The 16,300-nt window shown below is 39.8% G+C and carries 13 protein-coding genes; 4 read left to right on the top strand and 9 right to left on the bottom strand.

Annotated elements, in window-relative coordinates; all coding sequences use genetic code 11:
- Positions 1–19: 19 nt before the first annotated feature.
- The 9 genes from FTU06_RS00620 to FTU06_RS00580 all read right to left on the bottom strand — a co-directional run bounded on the left by FTU06_RS00620 (position 20) and on the right by FTU06_RS00580 (position 11,633).
- Complete coding sequence (locus tag FTU06_RS00620; RefSeq protein ID WP_180144333.1) at positions 20–460, bottom strand: hypothetical protein; 441 nt, start codon at positions 458–460, stop codon at positions 20–22.
- 92 nt (positions 461–552) lie between these two features.
- On the bottom strand, positions 553–1,143 hold the full coding sequence (locus FTU06_RS00615) for a tetratricopeptide repeat protein (RefSeq protein WP_111884052.1): 591 nt from the start codon (positions 1,141–1,143) through the stop codon (positions 553–555).
- Entirely contained in the window at positions 1,140–1,733 is a 594-nt protein-coding gene (gene metW / locus FTU06_RS00610) for a methionine biosynthesis protein MetW (protein WP_067763682.1), read from the bottom strand. The genes FTU06_RS00615 and metW overlap by 4 nt, the downstream gene beginning before the upstream one ends.
- A complete protein-coding gene (locus tag FTU06_RS00605) occupies positions 1,733–2,893 on the bottom strand; it encodes a homoserine O-acetyltransferase (RefSeq protein WP_168377871.1) in 1,161 nt (386 codons plus the stop codon). The genes metW and FTU06_RS00605 overlap by 1 nt, the downstream gene beginning before the upstream one ends.
- Positions 2,894–2,997: 104 nt before the next feature.
- Positions 2,998–4,695, bottom strand: coding sequence for a 2-isopropylmalate synthase (gene leuA, locus FTU06_RS00600; RefSeq protein WP_111884051.1), 1,698 nt, complete (start codon positions 4,693–4,695; stop codon positions 2,998–3,000).
- Between the two features lie 263 nt (positions 4,696–4,958).
- Positions 4,959–6,065 carry an alpha-hydroxy acid oxidase gene (locus FTU06_RS00595; protein WP_180065192.1) on the bottom strand — a complete coding sequence of 369 codons (1,107 nt, stop codon included), beginning with the start codon at positions 6,063–6,065 and terminating at the stop codon, positions 4,959–4,961.
- Positions 6,066–6,098: 33 nt separating this feature from the next.
- Positions 6,099–6,782 carry a Fe2+-dependent dioxygenase gene (locus FTU06_RS00590; protein WP_078192711.1) on the bottom strand — a complete coding sequence of 228 codons (684 nt, stop codon included), beginning with the start codon at positions 6,780–6,782 and terminating at the stop codon, positions 6,099–6,101.
- 110 nt (positions 6,783–6,892) lie between these two features.
- A complete protein-coding gene (locus FTU06_RS00585; protein ID WP_180062936.1) occupies positions 6,893–9,145 on the bottom strand; it encodes a TonB-dependent siderophore receptor in 2,253 nt (750 codons plus the stop codon).
- Positions 9,146–9,458: 313 nt separating this feature from the next.
- The gene (locus FTU06_RS00580; RefSeq protein WP_180144330.1) at positions 9,459–11,633 is read right to left on the bottom strand and encodes a TonB-dependent receptor domain-containing protein; all 2,175 of its coding nucleotides are present in this window, start codon (positions 11,631–11,633) and stop codon (positions 9,459–9,461) included.
- Positions 11,634–11,905: 272 nt separating this feature from the next.
- Here FTU06_RS00580 and tig point away from each other — a divergent pair, with 272 nt between their 5' ends.
- The 4 genes from tig to FTU06_RS00560 all read left to right on the top strand — a co-directional run bounded on the left by tig (position 11,906) and on the right by FTU06_RS00560 (position 16,253).
- Positions 11,906–13,237 carry a trigger factor gene (gene tig / locus FTU06_RS00575; protein WP_078192708.1) on the top strand — a complete coding sequence of 444 codons (1,332 nt, stop codon included), beginning with the start codon at positions 11,906–11,908 and terminating at the stop codon, positions 13,235–13,237.
- A gap of 194 nt (positions 13,238–13,431) precedes the next feature.
- Positions 13,432–14,037: an ATP-dependent Clp endopeptidase proteolytic subunit ClpP gene (gene clpP / locus FTU06_RS00570; protein WP_078192707.1), complete on the top strand. Its 606-nt coding sequence runs from the start codon at positions 13,432–13,434 to the stop codon at positions 14,035–14,037.
- Between the two features lie 29 nt (positions 14,038–14,066).
- The gene (clpX, locus tag FTU06_RS00565; protein ID WP_078189661.1) at positions 14,067–15,377 is read left to right on the top strand and encodes an ATP-dependent protease ATP-binding subunit ClpX; all 1,311 of its coding nucleotides are present in this window, start codon (positions 14,067–14,069) and stop codon (positions 15,375–15,377) included.
- 162 nt (positions 15,378–15,539) lie between these two features.
- Positions 15,540–16,253, top strand: coding sequence for a DUF2846 domain-containing protein (locus FTU06_RS00560; protein ID WP_180111322.1), 714 nt, complete (start codon positions 15,540–15,542; stop codon positions 16,251–16,253).
- Positions 16,254–16,300 lie beyond the last annotated feature (47 nt).

Below are 16,300 nucleotides of genomic sequence, written 5' to 3'. Positions count from 1 at the left end.
GGTTGAAGTTAAATGCGCTTTAGACTCCTATTACTGTAATACCATCAATTTTGTTGATTTGAATGTTTTTTAAAAATCCAATGACTTGGTTAATCATAGTGATTACTTTAGTTTTATATTTAGGGAATTTCTTCCTAAAATTTTTTGTTTCTTTTTTAAAGAGAAGCTGAACATTATCTTTATAAGTTAAAAATTTTTTTTCATTTAGATAGTTTTTATAATGATTCAGCCTTTCAATAATTGTAGTGATTTTTTCAGGATAAACATAAGTTGGTCCCCAGTGTGACCAAGGGCTTTCATGTTCAAAGAAGAATTTTTCGATAAGTGAAAAAGCGAGTTCATCAATAACGATAGAGTTTTGCAAGTTTGGATTTTGATCAAGGTTAAAAGGAATAATCTGTATGTTTAATCCAGAATAATATCCACTTGAATATTGAATGACTTCAAAATTTATTTTCATGTATTGCCCTTATAATTTTAAAAATATGGGTTGTTTTAGAAGTATATATTTAATAAAAAAGCACCCGAAGGTGCTTTTTAAGATTCAAAAACTTATTGTGCTTGAATCCATTTGTCCGCACGGTCACGTGCTTGACGGATTTGGTCTTGGCTTAAGTTCGCTGCTAAAGCGGTTTTTTTGCCTTCAGACAAGCTAATCACTTTGTTGTCGAGCATGCCATCACGGGTAGAAAGCTCATACCATTGGTATGCACCCATGTAGTTTTTCTTTTGCTCTTCCATCATGGCTAAGTTAAAGCTTGCGCGGTTATCACCACGGCTGGCTGCTTTTTCGAAATATTGACGAGCAAGCGCTTCATCTTTTTTAGTCCCAATGCCATCTGCAAGCATACGACCTACATTAAGCTGTGCTGCAGATAAACCTTGATCAGCAGCAGCCTTATACCATGCAAAAGCTTGACGTTCATCTTTTGCAACGTCTTTACCTTGTTGATATTTAGTGCCTAAGTAAAACTGAGCACCGGGCTGACCTGCTTTAGCAGCTTTACTTAAGCTGTGAATATCCATAATTGAATATTGAGCAGCTTGGCTAGAAACTGAAGATGATGGAGCAACATAATCCGCATGGGCTTGTATGCTATAAAGTCCAATCAGTAGCGTCGTGCTTAATAATAATTTTTTCATAGAGCGCTCACTCGATAAATTGCGACTTCACCAAATAGATTTGGGAGACGTTTACTGAGTAAACTGTCTTGTTGATCCCCATTCACGGCAAGTCGGTTAATAATCCGGATGTTATTTTCAGCACACAGCGCTTCAAAATCACGGAAAGTACATAAATGAATATTGGGCGTGTTATACCACATATAGGGTAACGCGTCTGAAACGGGCATCATTCCTTTTAATGCAAGGAAAGAACGAGTCTTCCAATGTGCAAAGTTTGGAAAGGTAATAATAGCCTGTTTCCCCACACGCACCATGTCTCTTAAGAGAACGTCTGGTGCATCTACAGCTTGCAAGGCTTGTGCCATAACCACATAGTCAAAAGACTGGTCGGCAAAGCGACTTAAACCTAAGTTCAAGTCCTGTTGGATGATATTTAACCCGCGACTGACTGCAATTGCAATCTTTTCTTGATCAATTTCTAAGCCATATGCACGAATATTGTGCTTTTTGCTCATATGTGCAAGCAGTTCACCGTCACCACACCCTAAATCGAGTACGCTTGAATCTGGTTTAATCCAACGTTCAGCAAGTTGATGATCAATACGCATTAGTTGGTCTCCTTCGGTGTTTCTTGCAGGTGTTTTACACCGCCTAGGAATGCACGTAAGCTTTTCACATATAACGGAATCGGGAACAAGAAAGAGTCATGGCCTTGTTCAGCATCAATATCGACATAGCTCACAGGCTTATGATTGCTAATTAATGCATCTACAATTTCTTGCGAACGAGCAGGGGTAAAACGCCAGTCCGTTGTAAATGAAACAACTAAAAATTGACACTTGGTTTTAGACATCGCGGTTTTTAATGATTGCTCATATTCACGTGATGGATCGAAATAATCTAAAGCCTTGGTCATGATCAAATAGGTATTGGCATCAAAGTTACGGCTAAATTGCTCACCTTGATAACGCAAATAACTTTCGACTTGGAATTCGACGTCAAAGCCATACATAAATTTACCTGACTTTAAGTCACGGCCAAATTTTTGTTTCATGGCCTCTTCAGAGAGGTAAGTGATATGACCGACCATACGGGCCAAGATCAAACCTCGCTTAGGATAACTGTCATTTTCTAAATAGCGACCATCATGGAAATCTGGGTCAGACAAAATCGACTGACGTGCCACTTCGTTAAAGGCAATGTTTTGCGCAGACAGTTTAGGTGTGCTGGCAATAATCACGCACTTTTGTAAACGATCTGGATAGTCCACAGACCATTGTAGAGCTTGCATGCCCCCTAAAGAGCCGCCAATCACCGCATACCACTGCTGAATTTCTAAACGATCAGACAACATGGCTTGGGTTTTGACCCAGTCACGGACAGTCACTAATGGGAAATCAGGACCATAAGGACGATTGTCATTTTCAGGATTTGGAGAGGTCGGTCCAGTAGAACCGCTACAGCCGCCAATATTATTTAGTGCTACGACAAAGAATTTTGACGTATCAATGGCTTTGCCTGGTCCAATACATGCGTCCCACCAACCCGGCTTACGGTCATCTTCATGATGATAACCTGCTGCATGGTGATGGCCTGACAGAGCATGACAAATCAAAATGGCATTGGATTTGTCCGCATTCAGTTCGCCATAAGTTTCAACCATGAGCTCAAAACGTGGGAGTATGCGATCGCATTCGAGCTCTAACGGCTCTTCAAAAATAAACTTTTGTGGGGTAACTAAGCCCACTGAGTCAGCTGGAAAAGACACAGGAATAATTCGCCTTAAATCTTTAGTATGAATAATAAAAGGATACCACTTGAGGGTATCCTTCTAAAGTCATTTTATTGCTATTTGATATTTAAAGCATTGAATTAGACTGCAGCAGCAATCACTTGTTCAGTACTTAAAACACCTTGTTCAATTAAACGGTTAGTGCTGGCAATAATCGCTTCGATGGATGCAGTCACGATGTTGTCATGTACACCTGCGCCGAATGCAGACTTGCCTGTGCCTTTCACTTGAAGCTCAATCAACGCCAAGGCTTTGGCATGCGCGCCTGAACTGATGCTGCGTTCTTCATAGTTCAAGACATCAATCGGTAACTGCAAGGCATTTAAGATAGCAGAGATTGGGCCGTTGCCTTCACCACGTAATTGCTGGATCTCACCGTTCACTTCGACATCAAGCTCAATGACTTGTTTGCCATTTTCATCATGTAAGCGGTAGTTTTTCGCCGCATAATGCGTGTCTTTGGCAGCCACATACGTGTCTTTAAATAAAGACCAGATTGCTTGCGCAGAAATCTCGGTACCGTCTTCATCTGTTTTTTGCTGTACGATTTGCGAGAACTCAATTTGAATACGACGAGGCAACACCACGTTGTAATTTGATTCTAACAAGTACGCAATACCGCCTTTACCAGACTGTGAGTTGACACGAATCACGGCATCATAGTCGCGGCCCAAGTCTTTCGGGTCGATTGGCAAATAAGGCATATCCCACATTTCTTCGTTCTTTTGGAACTCGAAACCTTTTTTAATGGCATCTTGGTGTGAGCCAGAGAACGCGGTGAAGACCAAATCACCAGCATACGGATGACGAGGGTGTACCGGCAAGCCTGTGCATTCTTCAATGATTGAAATGATTTCGTTAATGTTTGAGAAATCTAAGTTTGGCGCAACACCTTGGGTATACATGTTCAATGCAATCGCTGCAACGTCCACGTTACCTGTACGTTCACCGTTACCAAACACACAGCCTTCGACGCGGTCAGCACCAGCCATAATGGCCAACTCAGAAGCGGCAATACCGCAGCCGCGGTCGTTATGACAGTGCACAGAAATAATCACACCGTCACGGCGCTGAATGTTGCGGTGCATCCATTCCACTTGGTCTGCATAGACGTTTGGACCAGAAACTTCAACCGTTGCAGGCAAGTTTAAAATCACTTTGTTCTCTGGAGATGCTTCCCAAATTTCAGTGACCGCATCACAGACATCTTTAGCCACTTCTAATTCTGTTGCAGTAAAACACTCTGGACTGTATTGGAATACAAATTCAGTTTCAGGCTGTTTTGCAGCGTATTCTTTGACTTTCGTTGCAGCGTTAATCGCTAATTGTTTTGCACCAGCAACATCAACATTCAACACTTTATTGCGGAAGGTTGGAGAATTTGAGTTGTAGATATGCACGATGGCACGTTTTGCACCTTGTAATGATTCAAATGTACGTTGAATCAAATGATCACGTGCTTGAACCAAAACTTCGATGTACACATCATCAGGAATATGACCGCCTTCGATCAACAAACGAGTGAAATCAAAGTCGATTTGTGATGCAGAAGGGAAGCCGATTTCAATGTGTTTGAAACCAATTTTCACAAGCATTTGGAACATTTTAAACTTTTGTTCAATGTTCATTGGCTCGAAGATCGCTTGGTTACCGTCACGAAGGTCGGTACTCATCCAGATCGGCGCTTTATTGATTTCGTTATTTGGCCATTGACGGTCTGGTAAGTCTACACGTTGGTACATGCGACGGTATTTTTTGCTTGGATCTGCCAACATCATGTGAAAACTCCTTATAGCACCGTGGATAAATGTCGTGGATAAACGGCAAGGTACTACTTATATAGATTGTGTCTATTCTAGCAATTTACAAGTTTAATTTCGGAGTCTTTAGTCGAAAGTCGAAATAAATCCGTAAAGATTCACATGACTTAGCTTTACCGTAAGCTCGTAAATGTATAACTAAATATTAGTCCATATATTCCGGAAATAATTTCCTATTTTTGCGTCAAGATGCCATTACTGGAAAATATTTTTCTATAAAATTAGCTTTTTTGAAAAATATAATCTTTATTGATCTCATCGACGGTGGCTGTTCCCATCAATGCCATCGTAATCTCAAATTCTTCTTTCAGTATTTTGAGTACATGGGCAACACCTAAAGCGCCCGCTGTAGCTAAACCATAAATGCAAGGACGTCCAACTAATACGGCAGATGCACCCAAGGCTATCGCTTTAAACACATCTGAACCACGACGAATACCACCATCATATAAAACTGGAAAATCCGTAGGCACAACTTTTTTAATCAGTTCTAAGGCGGTGATAGGGGAGATGCAACCGTCCAGTACGCGCCCACCATGATTCGACACAATAATGCCTTGTACACCGTGTTGCAGGGCAAGTTCAGCATCATGTGGACTGACAATGCCCTTTAAAATAATCGGTAATGAGGTGTTTTGACTGAGCCAAAGGATATCCGCCCATGTTGGTGCGATTTTCATCAGACCGTTAAATACGGGATGGTCGCCATCATTGAGCTCAGGCAATGGGATATGTGCAGGGGTATGCGGATGTTGCATGCCTTCAGGCAAATGAAAAAACACTCGACGTTCACGGTCACGAATCCCTGTATGCGGGGAATCAATGGTTACTACAATTGCTGTATAAGCATGTTCTTCTGCCATCTTGACCAGTGATAATGACTTTTCGCGCTCACCTTGCCAATACAATTGGAACCATTTGTACGGATTGTCCTGCTTTAACTCACGCATATCTGTATTGGTAAATGTACTGAGGATCATATTGCTGCCAAGGACTTCGGCAGCGAGGGCTGTTGCAGCTTCAGCATCAGGATGAAATTGTTGTTGGTGACCAATGGGTGCTACAAAAATCGGATGCGGGAAACGTTGCCCTAAGATTTCGATTTGGGTATGACCTTGGGTTAGATCTTTCAGCATACGTGGTAGCAGTTGTATCTGTTCAAACTGAGACAAATTGCCACGGACACTGTGTTCATCCATCGAGCCGCCTTGCAAGTACTGCCACACCATTTGAGAAAGGTGCAATTCAGCCTGTTTTTCGTAATCTGCAATGGTTTGCAAATGAGCTGGAATCTGAGTCAGTGGCGCTAAAATGTTGTGATCAGTCATTGGTAGTTTGTCCATGTCTATTGACCTTGAGCTTTAAATTTCGGCCCATTTGCGGATAAGGTTGTGATACAGACTCGTCAACTTGACGACTTCACTATGTGCATCACCCAATTGCATACGCAAATTTTGAATGCTTTGATCGAGATTAAATAACATGTGACGCTCAGCATCTTCACGGATCATACTTTGCAACCAAAAAAATGACGCAATACGACAGCCTGCAGTCACAGGAGTAACTTCATGCACACTGGTAGATGGATACAAAATCAAATCTCCGGCAGGCAATTTCACTTCGTGGTAGCCATAGGTGTCTTCTACCACAAGTTCACCACCTTCATATTCTTCAGGTTCACTTAGAAAAATCGTGCAGGACAAATCGGTACGAATTTTTTGATTGCTGTCAGGCATCCAGCGAATGGCATTGTCGACATGGAAACCAAACGTTTCACCATTTTCATAGCGATTAAAATAGGGCGGCAAAATATTGAGGGGTAGGGCTGCCGATGTAAAAAGCGCGTGTTGTGACAATTCATGCAGAATAATGTCACCTAAATGCTGTGTTAATGGATGGTCTATATCTAGCTGTTGGTTGTTTTTTACATTTTTAGACAGTGAGCCCGTAGTTTTTTGACCATTAATCCATTCTACTTTTTGCATTTCTGTGCGGAAGTAGTTGACCTGTTCTTTACTCAATACATTTGGAATATGGTGAATCACGGTCTGACCTTTTGAAATGTAATGTTTGTGTTTCGATCATATACAAAAATAGCCTCGAAGCGAGGCTATTTGAGTCAATACCATAAATTATTTATGGTATTTATTTTTTCTTAGTATTTGAAGTTTACAGACAGAACTGCGCTGCGACCTTCTGCTTCAGTTGCATAGTGTGAGGCATACGCTTTAGTGAAGTAGCGTTTGTCAGAAAGGTTGTTTACGTTAAGTTGTAAATCAACATTTTTGTTGACATTATAACGCGCCATAGCATCGTAGCGTACATAAGATGGAGCCCATTTGATGTTTGCAACATCACCATAAACTTTGTCTGAATATACTGCACCACCACCCAAAGTTAATTGCGGCAATATCTTATAGGTAGTCCATAATGTTGCTGCTTGTTTAGGTACATTAGGCATTTGGTTGCCATTATAAATGGCATTATCTGTACAAGTTGCTGTTGAACCTGAACCACGGCATGATTTACCATTTTTTGTTAATTCACTATTAAGATAAGTATAACCTGCCGAAATATCCCATTTATCGGTAATTTGACCATTTAATCCTAATTCAACACCATCAACTTTACTTTCACCTACATTCGCATAAGTTGTTGGGTCAAGTTGTACACGAGTATTTTGTTTTTCAGTACGGAAGATCGCTGCTGTTAAATTCAAACGATCATTTAACAAGTCCCATTTAGTACCCAACTCGTAAGTTTGTGCTTCTTCAGGATCGATCATTTGGTTATTAGCATTTATGGTTTCGCTGTTATCTCCCCAACCAGCATTTAAGCCAACAGGACTGGCAGAGGTAGCATAACTTGCATAAATTGAACCATTTTCAACAGGTTTAAAGGTTATACCTGATTGATATGTAAAGAAGTCTGAATCATTGTTAGCTGTATATGCAGCAGCTGAAGATGTAGCACGAAAGTTTTGTGCAGCTTCAAACTTGTCCCAGCGCACACCAAGATCAAGTAACCATTGTGGTGTGATTTCAATACTATCTAATAAATATACAGAAGTGCTTTCAACCGTGGCATCAAAGTCTTGGCGGGCTTCTAGACGATCTAAAAATGGTTTTTGAGTTGGATTGTTTAGAGAAGTACACCAATTGCTTGAAAGGTCTTTACAGTCGCTGTAAAACCCAGTTGAGGAAACTTTGCCATCTTTACTGTTAATGATGTTATAACCACCTTTGTCAGTTTCTTGCTTGCTGTATTCAGCACCAACATTAAAGCTATGATTAATGGCACCTGTAGCAAATTTACCTATCAATGCTAATTGATTTGTAAAGGTATCGCTATCTGTGATGGCAGAGTTTTGACGATGCCATACTTGGCCATTAGCTACATTGCCTTTAGAATCATCAGGGTTTGTCCAGACATAATCATTTTTAGATTTGCTGTACATTGCAGTGTTTGTAACGGTTAAATTGTCAGTTAAATCATGTTCTAACTTGATTGTCCCTGCTTGGTTCTCTTGTTTTTGGAAGTCACGATCTTTCCAACCATAATAAACGCCTTGTTTTACTTCCGCTGGTTTACCTTGTGGTTTACCTAAACCAGCATCCCAATATGGAACACCTGAATCGGGAGTGTCATCCGATTTTAAATAGTAATAACTTAAAGTTGCACGAGTAGGGGTGTCTAAGCCAAAAGTAATACTAGGGGCAATACCTGCACGTTTATATTCAGCACCGTCAGATTGACCTGCTTTCTCATTCATGTGGCCCATTATTGCAACACGTGCAGCAATCCCATTGCCAAAATCTTTATTGCCATCTAGTGTTACACGTGCATAAGCATCTGTACCGCCAGCAACTGAACCTTCTAAAAAGTCACCTTTTTTAGCCACTTTAGAAATCATGTTGATGCTACCGCCAACAGTACCTGCACCACCCATAGCAGAAGCAGAACCTTTGGTGACTTCAACTTGTTCTATGGCAAACATTTCACGGTTTTGTGAGGTTGAATTACGAATACCATCTATATACATTGAGCTTTCAGAGCTGTAGCCACGGATAAATGGACGGTCGCCATTTGGATTGCCACCTTCACCAGCACCGAGGGTAATTCCAGGTACTGTACGTAAAGCATCACTTAAAGTTGTGACTTGCGTGTCTTCAATCAGTTGCTTAGAAATCACTGATACTGATTTTGGTGTATCAAGAAGGGGAGCAACAAATTTAGCATTCGCAGATTTATCAACTTTTAAGCTTGGTGCTTTTTCAGCAGCAACTTCTTGGTTAATCGTTGGAAGTTGAGTAACTTGCTCTTGTGCGATTGCATTAACAGCAATAACAGAAAGTGAAGAAGCAATTGCTGAAGAAACAATTTTCTTACGTGTTTTAATGAAGGCCATTTCGAACCCGATTTGGAATAGTGAATTTGTATGCGAATAATAATGATTCTTATTTTTTCTTACATCTTTATGTAATTGTAAATCACGATAAATAATCATATTGTGATAGTCCTATTTAATGTAATGATATAACAAGTATTAATTAAGACTATGTTTTATTTAAATATTGATAAAATATATTGTTTTTTTATGTTTAATTGAGATTATAAATATAGACATGATTGTGAATTAAATAAGAAGTAATCGTAAATTATTTATGCAAAAAACCTGCCGAAGCAGGTTTTTTAGTTTTGTCTTTTATAAGTACTAAAAGTTAGAAATCATAAGAAATGGATAACCAGTAGTTACGACCAGCTAAGTAAGTTCCAGCCATTGAAGAACCTATAGTCATGTAGTCATAGTACGATGCCTCTACATTTTGGCTATTGATATAAGTTCCATTGCTTGTGAAGTCTTTATCTAATAAGTTATTTACAGAACCATTAATACGAATATTTTCGTTAAGGTTATAACTTGTACCGAGGTTAAATAAATTATACCCCTTCAACTTATTACCTGTTGCAGCATAAATGATGCCAGCATCACCAGCAGTTTGGACTGTACTATAACGTTTACGATCAGATTTATACTCATGCTGTAACCAAACATCGAGTGAAGGATTAATATGCCAAGTAGATGTCATATTAAAAGCATTTTTGGGTACGTTATTTAGGTACGAGCCTTTATTTTCACCTTTTGTGATCTCACTTTCCATATAGGTATATGCAGCTTTAATATCCCATTCAGGGATAATGCTGTATTTCAAGCTAACTTCAACGCCCTTAGTTTCTGCTTCATTGGCATTAATACTTTGTGAAAAACTATCTTGAGTAATATGGGAACCATAGCTCACACAACCTGCTTGGTTTGGATTTGTTTCAGAGTAACAGTTCCAAAGGTCAGCTCCATCAGTTATCAGATCTTCAATTTTATTAAAGAATGCCGTTGTGGTTAAGTCAAAGCTACCTTTGTTATAATTAAAGCCTAATTCATAGTTGGTGGATTCTTCAGGTTTAAGATTAGGAGAGCCGACACCAAAAGTTGCACCTTGACCACTAACACTAATCACGCCATTGTGTAATGCTTTTGCAGAAGGTGCTTTGTAACCCGTACTTACACCACCTTTCAGTGTTAGATTTTCATTAGTATTCCAAACTAAATATGCTCGTGGGCTGAAGTGACCACCAAAACCTGAATGATCTTCATAACGTCCACCTAAAGTTAAAGCAACTGAATCTAAAAGGCGCCATTCATCTTCAGCGTAGAAAGATAATGAGTCTTTTTTGAATTTTGAACCCACGCCCGCAATATCGTCAGCAATTTCTGCTTCTTTATATTCGGCACCTACTGTGATTTTATGATCTGCAATAGGCATGACGATATGTGTATCAGCAACAAAGTCAGTGTTTTCTAATGTACGATCTGTACCTGCAAATGCATTTAATGGGAATGTGTTTCGTGGAATAGTACGGCCTACGGTTTCAGTAGTTGTATGGCTTACGTAAGATGACCATTTACCAAAATCATAGTTACCCTCATGTCCAGCAGAAATTTGATCACGGTTAAATTCTAGTTCGTCTTTATAACCATTAGCACGGCTCGGTGTGTCTTGAGTGCCCAGTCGATTATCATCATTTTTATAGTTTTGACTTGAATGGAAGCCATCTAACCAGAAACTATTTTTATCATCTAAGTTAAAGGATAATTTACCACCAAAATCAAAATTATCTGCTTCACTTGGGCGTGGGTCACGGCCAGATGTACCTGGAATACGTTCAGATTTTTGACGGTCTAAATAAGAACCGCGTAGCTGCATCCCTAATCGTTCGCTTATAAGAGGGCCATTTAAAACAAAACTGGTTTTTGCTGAGTCGGCTTCCCCATTATGTTCCATGAGGTTACCACTCACAGTAACATTACCAGTCCATGTATCAGACACTTTTTTAGTAATAATGTTGATTACACCACCCATTGCTTCTGAGCCATAGCGAGTAGCCATAGGACCACGAATGACCTCAATACGCTCAATTGCAGCAAGGGGTGGTAAGTAACCATTTGATGATTCACCGAAACCATTTGGAGTTACGTCAGAAGATGTTGTTTGGCGACGTCCATCAATTAAAACCAAACTATAGTCATTACCTAGACCACGCATTTTTACGTTTAAGCCGGATGTTTTACCAATACCGTCACGAATATCAATGCCCGGAATGTCAGCTAGTAAATCTGCAATGCTAGAAGCATTTTTCTTTTCTATGTCTGCTTTTGTAACAACACTGATTGAAGCAGGAGCATTCTTGATCTTTTGTTCAAAGCCCGCTGCAGAAACAACAATGGTTTCCATCTGTTGAGCTTGAGATTCAGTCGTTTCAGCATGTGCGAAACTCGTGGTGGTTACAATTGCCCCAAATAAAGCAGCGGAAAGTGGGTTGAGATTAAATTTACTCATAAAAGAATTCCAAATATGGACGAGATAAATATATGAAAATAAATTAAAAAAATATCATTAAGAATAATAGTGAGAAAGTTTCTCATTTTCAACAGTGAATTAAAAAATAATCAATATTTCTTCGAAAAAAGCTGAAAAATTCTAAAGATAAGAAGGGCATCCATGCTTGAATTTATAGTGTTATAATCCATTTTTGTATATCTTTAATTGTTGTCATATAATGTGGCACTTTTTTTTAAAACTGTTTTAACTAACAAATTATCGAGGAAGCCATGCAAGTAACTTCTGAAGCGGTTTCGGGCGTTGCCCGTCGTTTAAATGTATCTGTACCGACGAGCCGTATTAACGAGCAGTTTGAAGCTCGCTTGAAACGCACTGCCAAAACTGTGAAGATCAACGGCTTCCGTCCAGGTAAAGTACCTGTAAACGTTGTTCGTCGTGAATACGGTGCTGGTATCTATCAAGAAGTTGTAAACGACATCATTCGTGACACAGTATTCGAAGCGATCCAACAAGAAAAAATCAATGCTGTTGGTATGCCAAACATTGAAAAAACTGAAATGAAAGATGATGCTTTAGTTTATGAAGCAACTGTAGAAGTTTATCCAGAAGTTGAAGTTAAGTTCGAAGGTCTAGAAGTTGAACGTAAAACAACTTCAGTTGACGACAAAGACGTTGAGAAGATGATTGAAAATCTTCAAAAACAACGCGCTTCATGGGTTGAAACTAAAGGCATGGCTAAAAAAGACATGCAAGTAACTTTCGACTTTGAAGGTACTGTTGATGGCGAGAAGTTTGAAGGCGGCGCTGCTGAAGACTTTAAACTCGTTCTTGGTTCTGGTCGTATGATCCCTGGCTTCGAAGACGGTATCGTTGGTATGAAGAAAGGCGAAGAGAAAGTTATCGATGTAACTTTCCCTGAAGACTACCAAGCTGAAAACCTTGCTGGTAAAGCTGCTCAATTCAAAATCACTGTTAAGCTTGTTGAAAAACAAAAACTTCCAGAAGTTGATGCTGAATTCTTAAAAATCTTCGGTCTAACTGAAGAAGAAGGCGTTGAAAAGCTGAAAGCTGACGTGCGTAAAAACATGGAACGTGAAGTGAAAAACGGTCTTCGTAACCAAGTGAAAGGTGCAACTTTTGATGCGCTTGTAGCTGCAAACGAAGTAGAACTTCCAGAAGCAATGGTTGCTCAAGAAATTGACCGTCAACGTCAACAAATGATCCAACAATTCACTCAACAGTTTGGTGCTCAAGGCGCTAAAGCGTTTGATTCAAGCATGCTTCCAGATGACCTATTCAAAGAGCAAGCTGAAAAATCAGTTAAACTTGGCGTATTGGTCAGCAAAGTATTAGCTGATGCTAAAATTGAAGTTGATGCTGCACGTGTTGATGCTTACATCGAAGACATGGCTTCTTCTTACGAAGATCCTAAAGAAGTAATTGAATACTTCAACAACGATAAACAGCAACGTGCTCAAATCGAAGCTGTTATTCTAGAAGACCAAGTTGTAGATCACATCTTAGCTTCTGCTAAAGTAACTGATACAACTGTGAGCTATGAAGACTTATTGAAAGAGCAACAAGCTCGTCAACAAGGCTAATTTCTAGCTTTCAAAAAAAGGCGCATTAAGCGCCTTTTTTTATCGAAATTTGCCCCCAAATAAGTTGTCCTGATTTCACAATGCTTATGAAAAAAATATCTGTTATTTAATTGGGAATCTTTTGCAATTTCGACAAATATCCCTCATATTGTGAATTATGGGTTGAGTCAGAAAAATTTAGGAATAAATAACGTATGTATGTTCCAACAATTGAAAACGCACTAGTACCAATGGTGGTAGAACAGTCATCTCGTGGCGAGCGTTCTTTTGATATTTATTCACGCCTTTTGCGTGAACGTGTGATTTTTTTAACCGGTGAAGTTGAAGACAACATGGCAAATTTGATTGTTGCCCAAATGTTGTTCTTAGAAGCAGAAAACCCAGATAAAGATATTCATTTATATATCAACTCACCAGGCGGTTCGGTTACTGCAGGTATGGCGATTTACGATACCATGCAATTTATTAAACCTGATGTTGTGACTTACTGCATGGGGCAAGCAGCATCGATGGGTGCATTCCTGCTTAATGCCGGTGCTAAAGGCAAACGTTACTGTCTTGAAAATGCCCGTGTCATGATTCACCAACCACTCGGTGGTTTCCGTGGTCAGGCATCTGACATTGAAATTCATGCACGTGAAATTCTATTCATCAAAGAACGTTTAAATCGTTTAATGGCAGAGCATAGTGGTCAAGACTACGAAACTGTTGCTCGAGATACTGACCGTGACAACTTTATGACAGCGCAAGCTGCGAAAGAATACGGTCTTGTGGACGAAGTTTTATCTAAACGCCCATAAGTTTTAAAGAATTAATTATTGGAGTGAATATGTCCGAACATCCTCAAGGACAAAAGCATTGTTCATTTTGCGGTAAAACGCAGTCTGAAGTCGGGAAACTGATTGCAGGTGAGGACGCGTACATCTGTAATGAGTGTGTGGACGTATGTCTTGACCTAGTTCAGACCAGTCAGCAAGTTGAATCAAATGACTGGGCAACTCGTCCTTTACCAAAACCGCATGAAATCCGTGCTGCGCTTGACCAATATGTGATTGGGCAAGATGTTGCGAAAAAGACCCTCTCTGTTGCGGTATACAACCATTATAAACGCCTAAAAGTTGGCACTAGTGGTAAAAAACCAGAAGACGGTGTAGAGATTTCGAAAAGTAACATTATGTTGGTTGGACCAACAGGTTCAGGTAAAACGCTGCTTGCTCAGACACTTGCGCGTCTTTTAGATGTGCCATTTGCGATGGCAGATGCAACGACTTTAACTGAAGCAGGTTATGTGGGTGAAGACGTTGAGAACATTGTTCAAAAACTCCTTCAAAAAGCCGATTACGATGTAGAAAAAGCACAAAAAGGCATTATCTATATCGATGAAATCGACAAAATTACCCGCAAGTCTGAAAATCCATCAATCACTCGTGATGTATCGGGTGAGGGTGTTCAGCAAGCGTTATTGAAAATGATCGAAGGTACGGTTGCGTCGATTCCGCCTCAAGGTGGTCGTAAGCATCCGCAGCAAGAATTTATTCAAATTGATACTTCAAATATTCTGTTTATCTGTGGTGGCGCATTCTCTGGTCTAGAGAAAATCGTACAGCAGCGTCAGGAAAAAGGTGGTATTGGCTTTACGGCTGAAGTGCGTAAGAAAGATGAAACTAAAAAATTATCTGATTTATTCCGCCAAGTTGAAGCGACAGATTTGGTTAAATTCGGTCTGATTCCTGAATTTATTGGTCGTTTGCCAGTCATTGCAACCTTGGAAGAACTCGACGAAGAAGCATTGATGCAGATTCTGACTGAACCAAAAAATGCATTGACACGTCAGTACCAATATTTATTTGAAATGGAAAATGTTGACCTCGTATTTGAAGACTCAGCATTGCGTGCCGTGGCTAAAAAAGCCCTTGACCGTAATACGGGTGCGCGTGGTCTACGTTCGATTTTAGAAAATTCATTGCTTGAAACGATGTATGACTTACCAAGTCGTTCAGATGTGGGTACGGTTGTCGTCAATGAAGCGGTGATTAATGGTGAAGCGGAACCTGAATTTAAATCAGAACGTCAACCAAAGAAAACTGAAGAAGCTGCACCGAAGTCAGATTTAAAAGTTGTAAACTCTAAATCTGCTTAAGCGCTATTCGTCTGAAACGTGTGTAAATCCAAGATTTGCACACGTTTTTTATTTCCAAAAATAAAAGCAGAATGTTAATCTCAGCAGGATGGCGTGGATGCCTGAATGTAAAAAACTGAAAACAAAAGTGTAAAATAAAAAAAGACGCAGTGAGGGATAATCATGCGTGGAGTTGCAATTCTACTTTTAAGCAGTGTAGCGCTGCTGGGTTGTCATGGAAAATCAGCCGTTGAGCAAACGTCATTGGCTTCAACATTAAAGCCCGTGGATCCTGAAAGTACACCGGGCCATATTGAACAATATCGATTGGGTATGTTTACCATTGGTGGTTGGGTCAATCAGAAACAAGGCCGACATTTTCAAGAAGTGAAAGCTCAACATGATCAAGCAGCGATCGTGTATTTATATCGTCCAGACAGTAAATGGAACCGCCAAGAAATTGTGGCCAGCAGCTTATTTCTGAACAGTGAGCGTATTCCAAGTTTATTGAATAATCATTATTACTGGGTGGAGTTACCGGCAGGGAATTACCGCTTATCATCGAGTCGCCCTTTGGGGGTGAATCATTTTCAAAAGCCTAAATATTTAGACTTTGATGTTGAAGCAGGTCAATCCTATTTCATCAAATATGATGAAGAGAATTTATCCAGTAAAAGAACGGTTTCAGGGCCATTGCTGCTCATGCCTGAAAAAATTGGTCGAAATGAAATCGCATTTACAGAGTTGAAATCCAACAGTTTTAACTTTGTGGCAGAAGATCAAAACACTGGAAAAGTGCGGAAAAGTGCGCAGAAGTTGAAGGCACCTCATTATGATCCTGCGGAAGATGTGCAGTTGACCAAGCCTTTTAAACTGTGGAATCCATTAACTTGGTAATGTAATTAGCCGTTGTTTTTAGTGTGTGAAAGCATTAAATAGCGAAT

The sequence above is a fragment of the Acinetobacter sp. YH12052 genome, from assembly GCF_013419835.1.
Taxonomy (GTDB): Bacteria; Pseudomonadota; Gammaproteobacteria; order Pseudomonadales; family Moraxellaceae; genus Acinetobacter; species Acinetobacter amyesii.
Note: the sequence above shows the minus strand (reverse complement) of the source record. Positions and strands in the feature narration are given on the sequence as shown.

What these genes read in the sequence shown, in the direction of transcription:
- FTU06_RS00620 (WP_180144333.1), bottom strand. Translation starts at nt 460, where the DNA reads ATGAAAATAAATTTTGAAGTCATTCAATATTCAAGTGGATATTATTCT.
- FTU06_RS00615 (WP_111884052.1), bottom strand. Translation starts at nt 1,143, where the DNA reads ATGAAAAAATTATTATTAAGCACGACGCTACTGATTGGACTTTATAGC.
- metW (WP_067763682.1), bottom strand. Translation starts at nt 1,733, where the DNA reads ATGCGTATTGATCATCAACTTGCTGAACGTTGGATTAAACCAGATTCA.
- leuA (WP_111884051.1), bottom strand. Translation starts at nt 4,695, where the DNA reads ATGATGTTGGCAGATCCAAGCAAAAAATACCGTCGCATGTACCAACGT.
- FTU06_RS00595 (WP_180065192.1), bottom strand. Translation starts at nt 6,065, where the DNA reads ATGACTGATCACAACATTTTAGCGCCACTGACTCAGATTCCAGCTCAT.
- FTU06_RS00585 (WP_180062936.1), bottom strand. Translation starts at nt 9,145, where the DNA reads ATGGCCTTCATTAAAACACGTAAGAAAATTGTTTCTTCAGCAATTGCT.
- FTU06_RS00580 (WP_180144330.1), bottom strand. Translation starts at nt 11,633, where the DNA reads ATGAGTAAATTTAATCTCAACCCACTTTCCGCTGCTTTATTTGGGGCA.
- tig (WP_078192708.1), top strand. Translation starts at nt 11,906, where the DNA reads ATGCAAGTAACTTCTGAAGCGGTTTCGGGCGTTGCCCGTCGTTTAAAT.
- clpP (WP_078192707.1), top strand. Translation starts at nt 13,432, where the DNA reads ATGTATGTTCCAACAATTGAAAACGCACTAGTACCAATGGTGGTAGAA.
- clpX (WP_078189661.1), top strand. Translation starts at nt 14,067, where the DNA reads ATGTCCGAACATCCTCAAGGACAAAAGCATTGTTCATTTTGCGGTAAA.
- FTU06_RS00560 (WP_180111322.1), top strand. Translation starts at nt 15,540, where the DNA reads ATGCGTGGAGTTGCAATTCTACTTTTAAGCAGTGTAGCGCTGCTGGGT.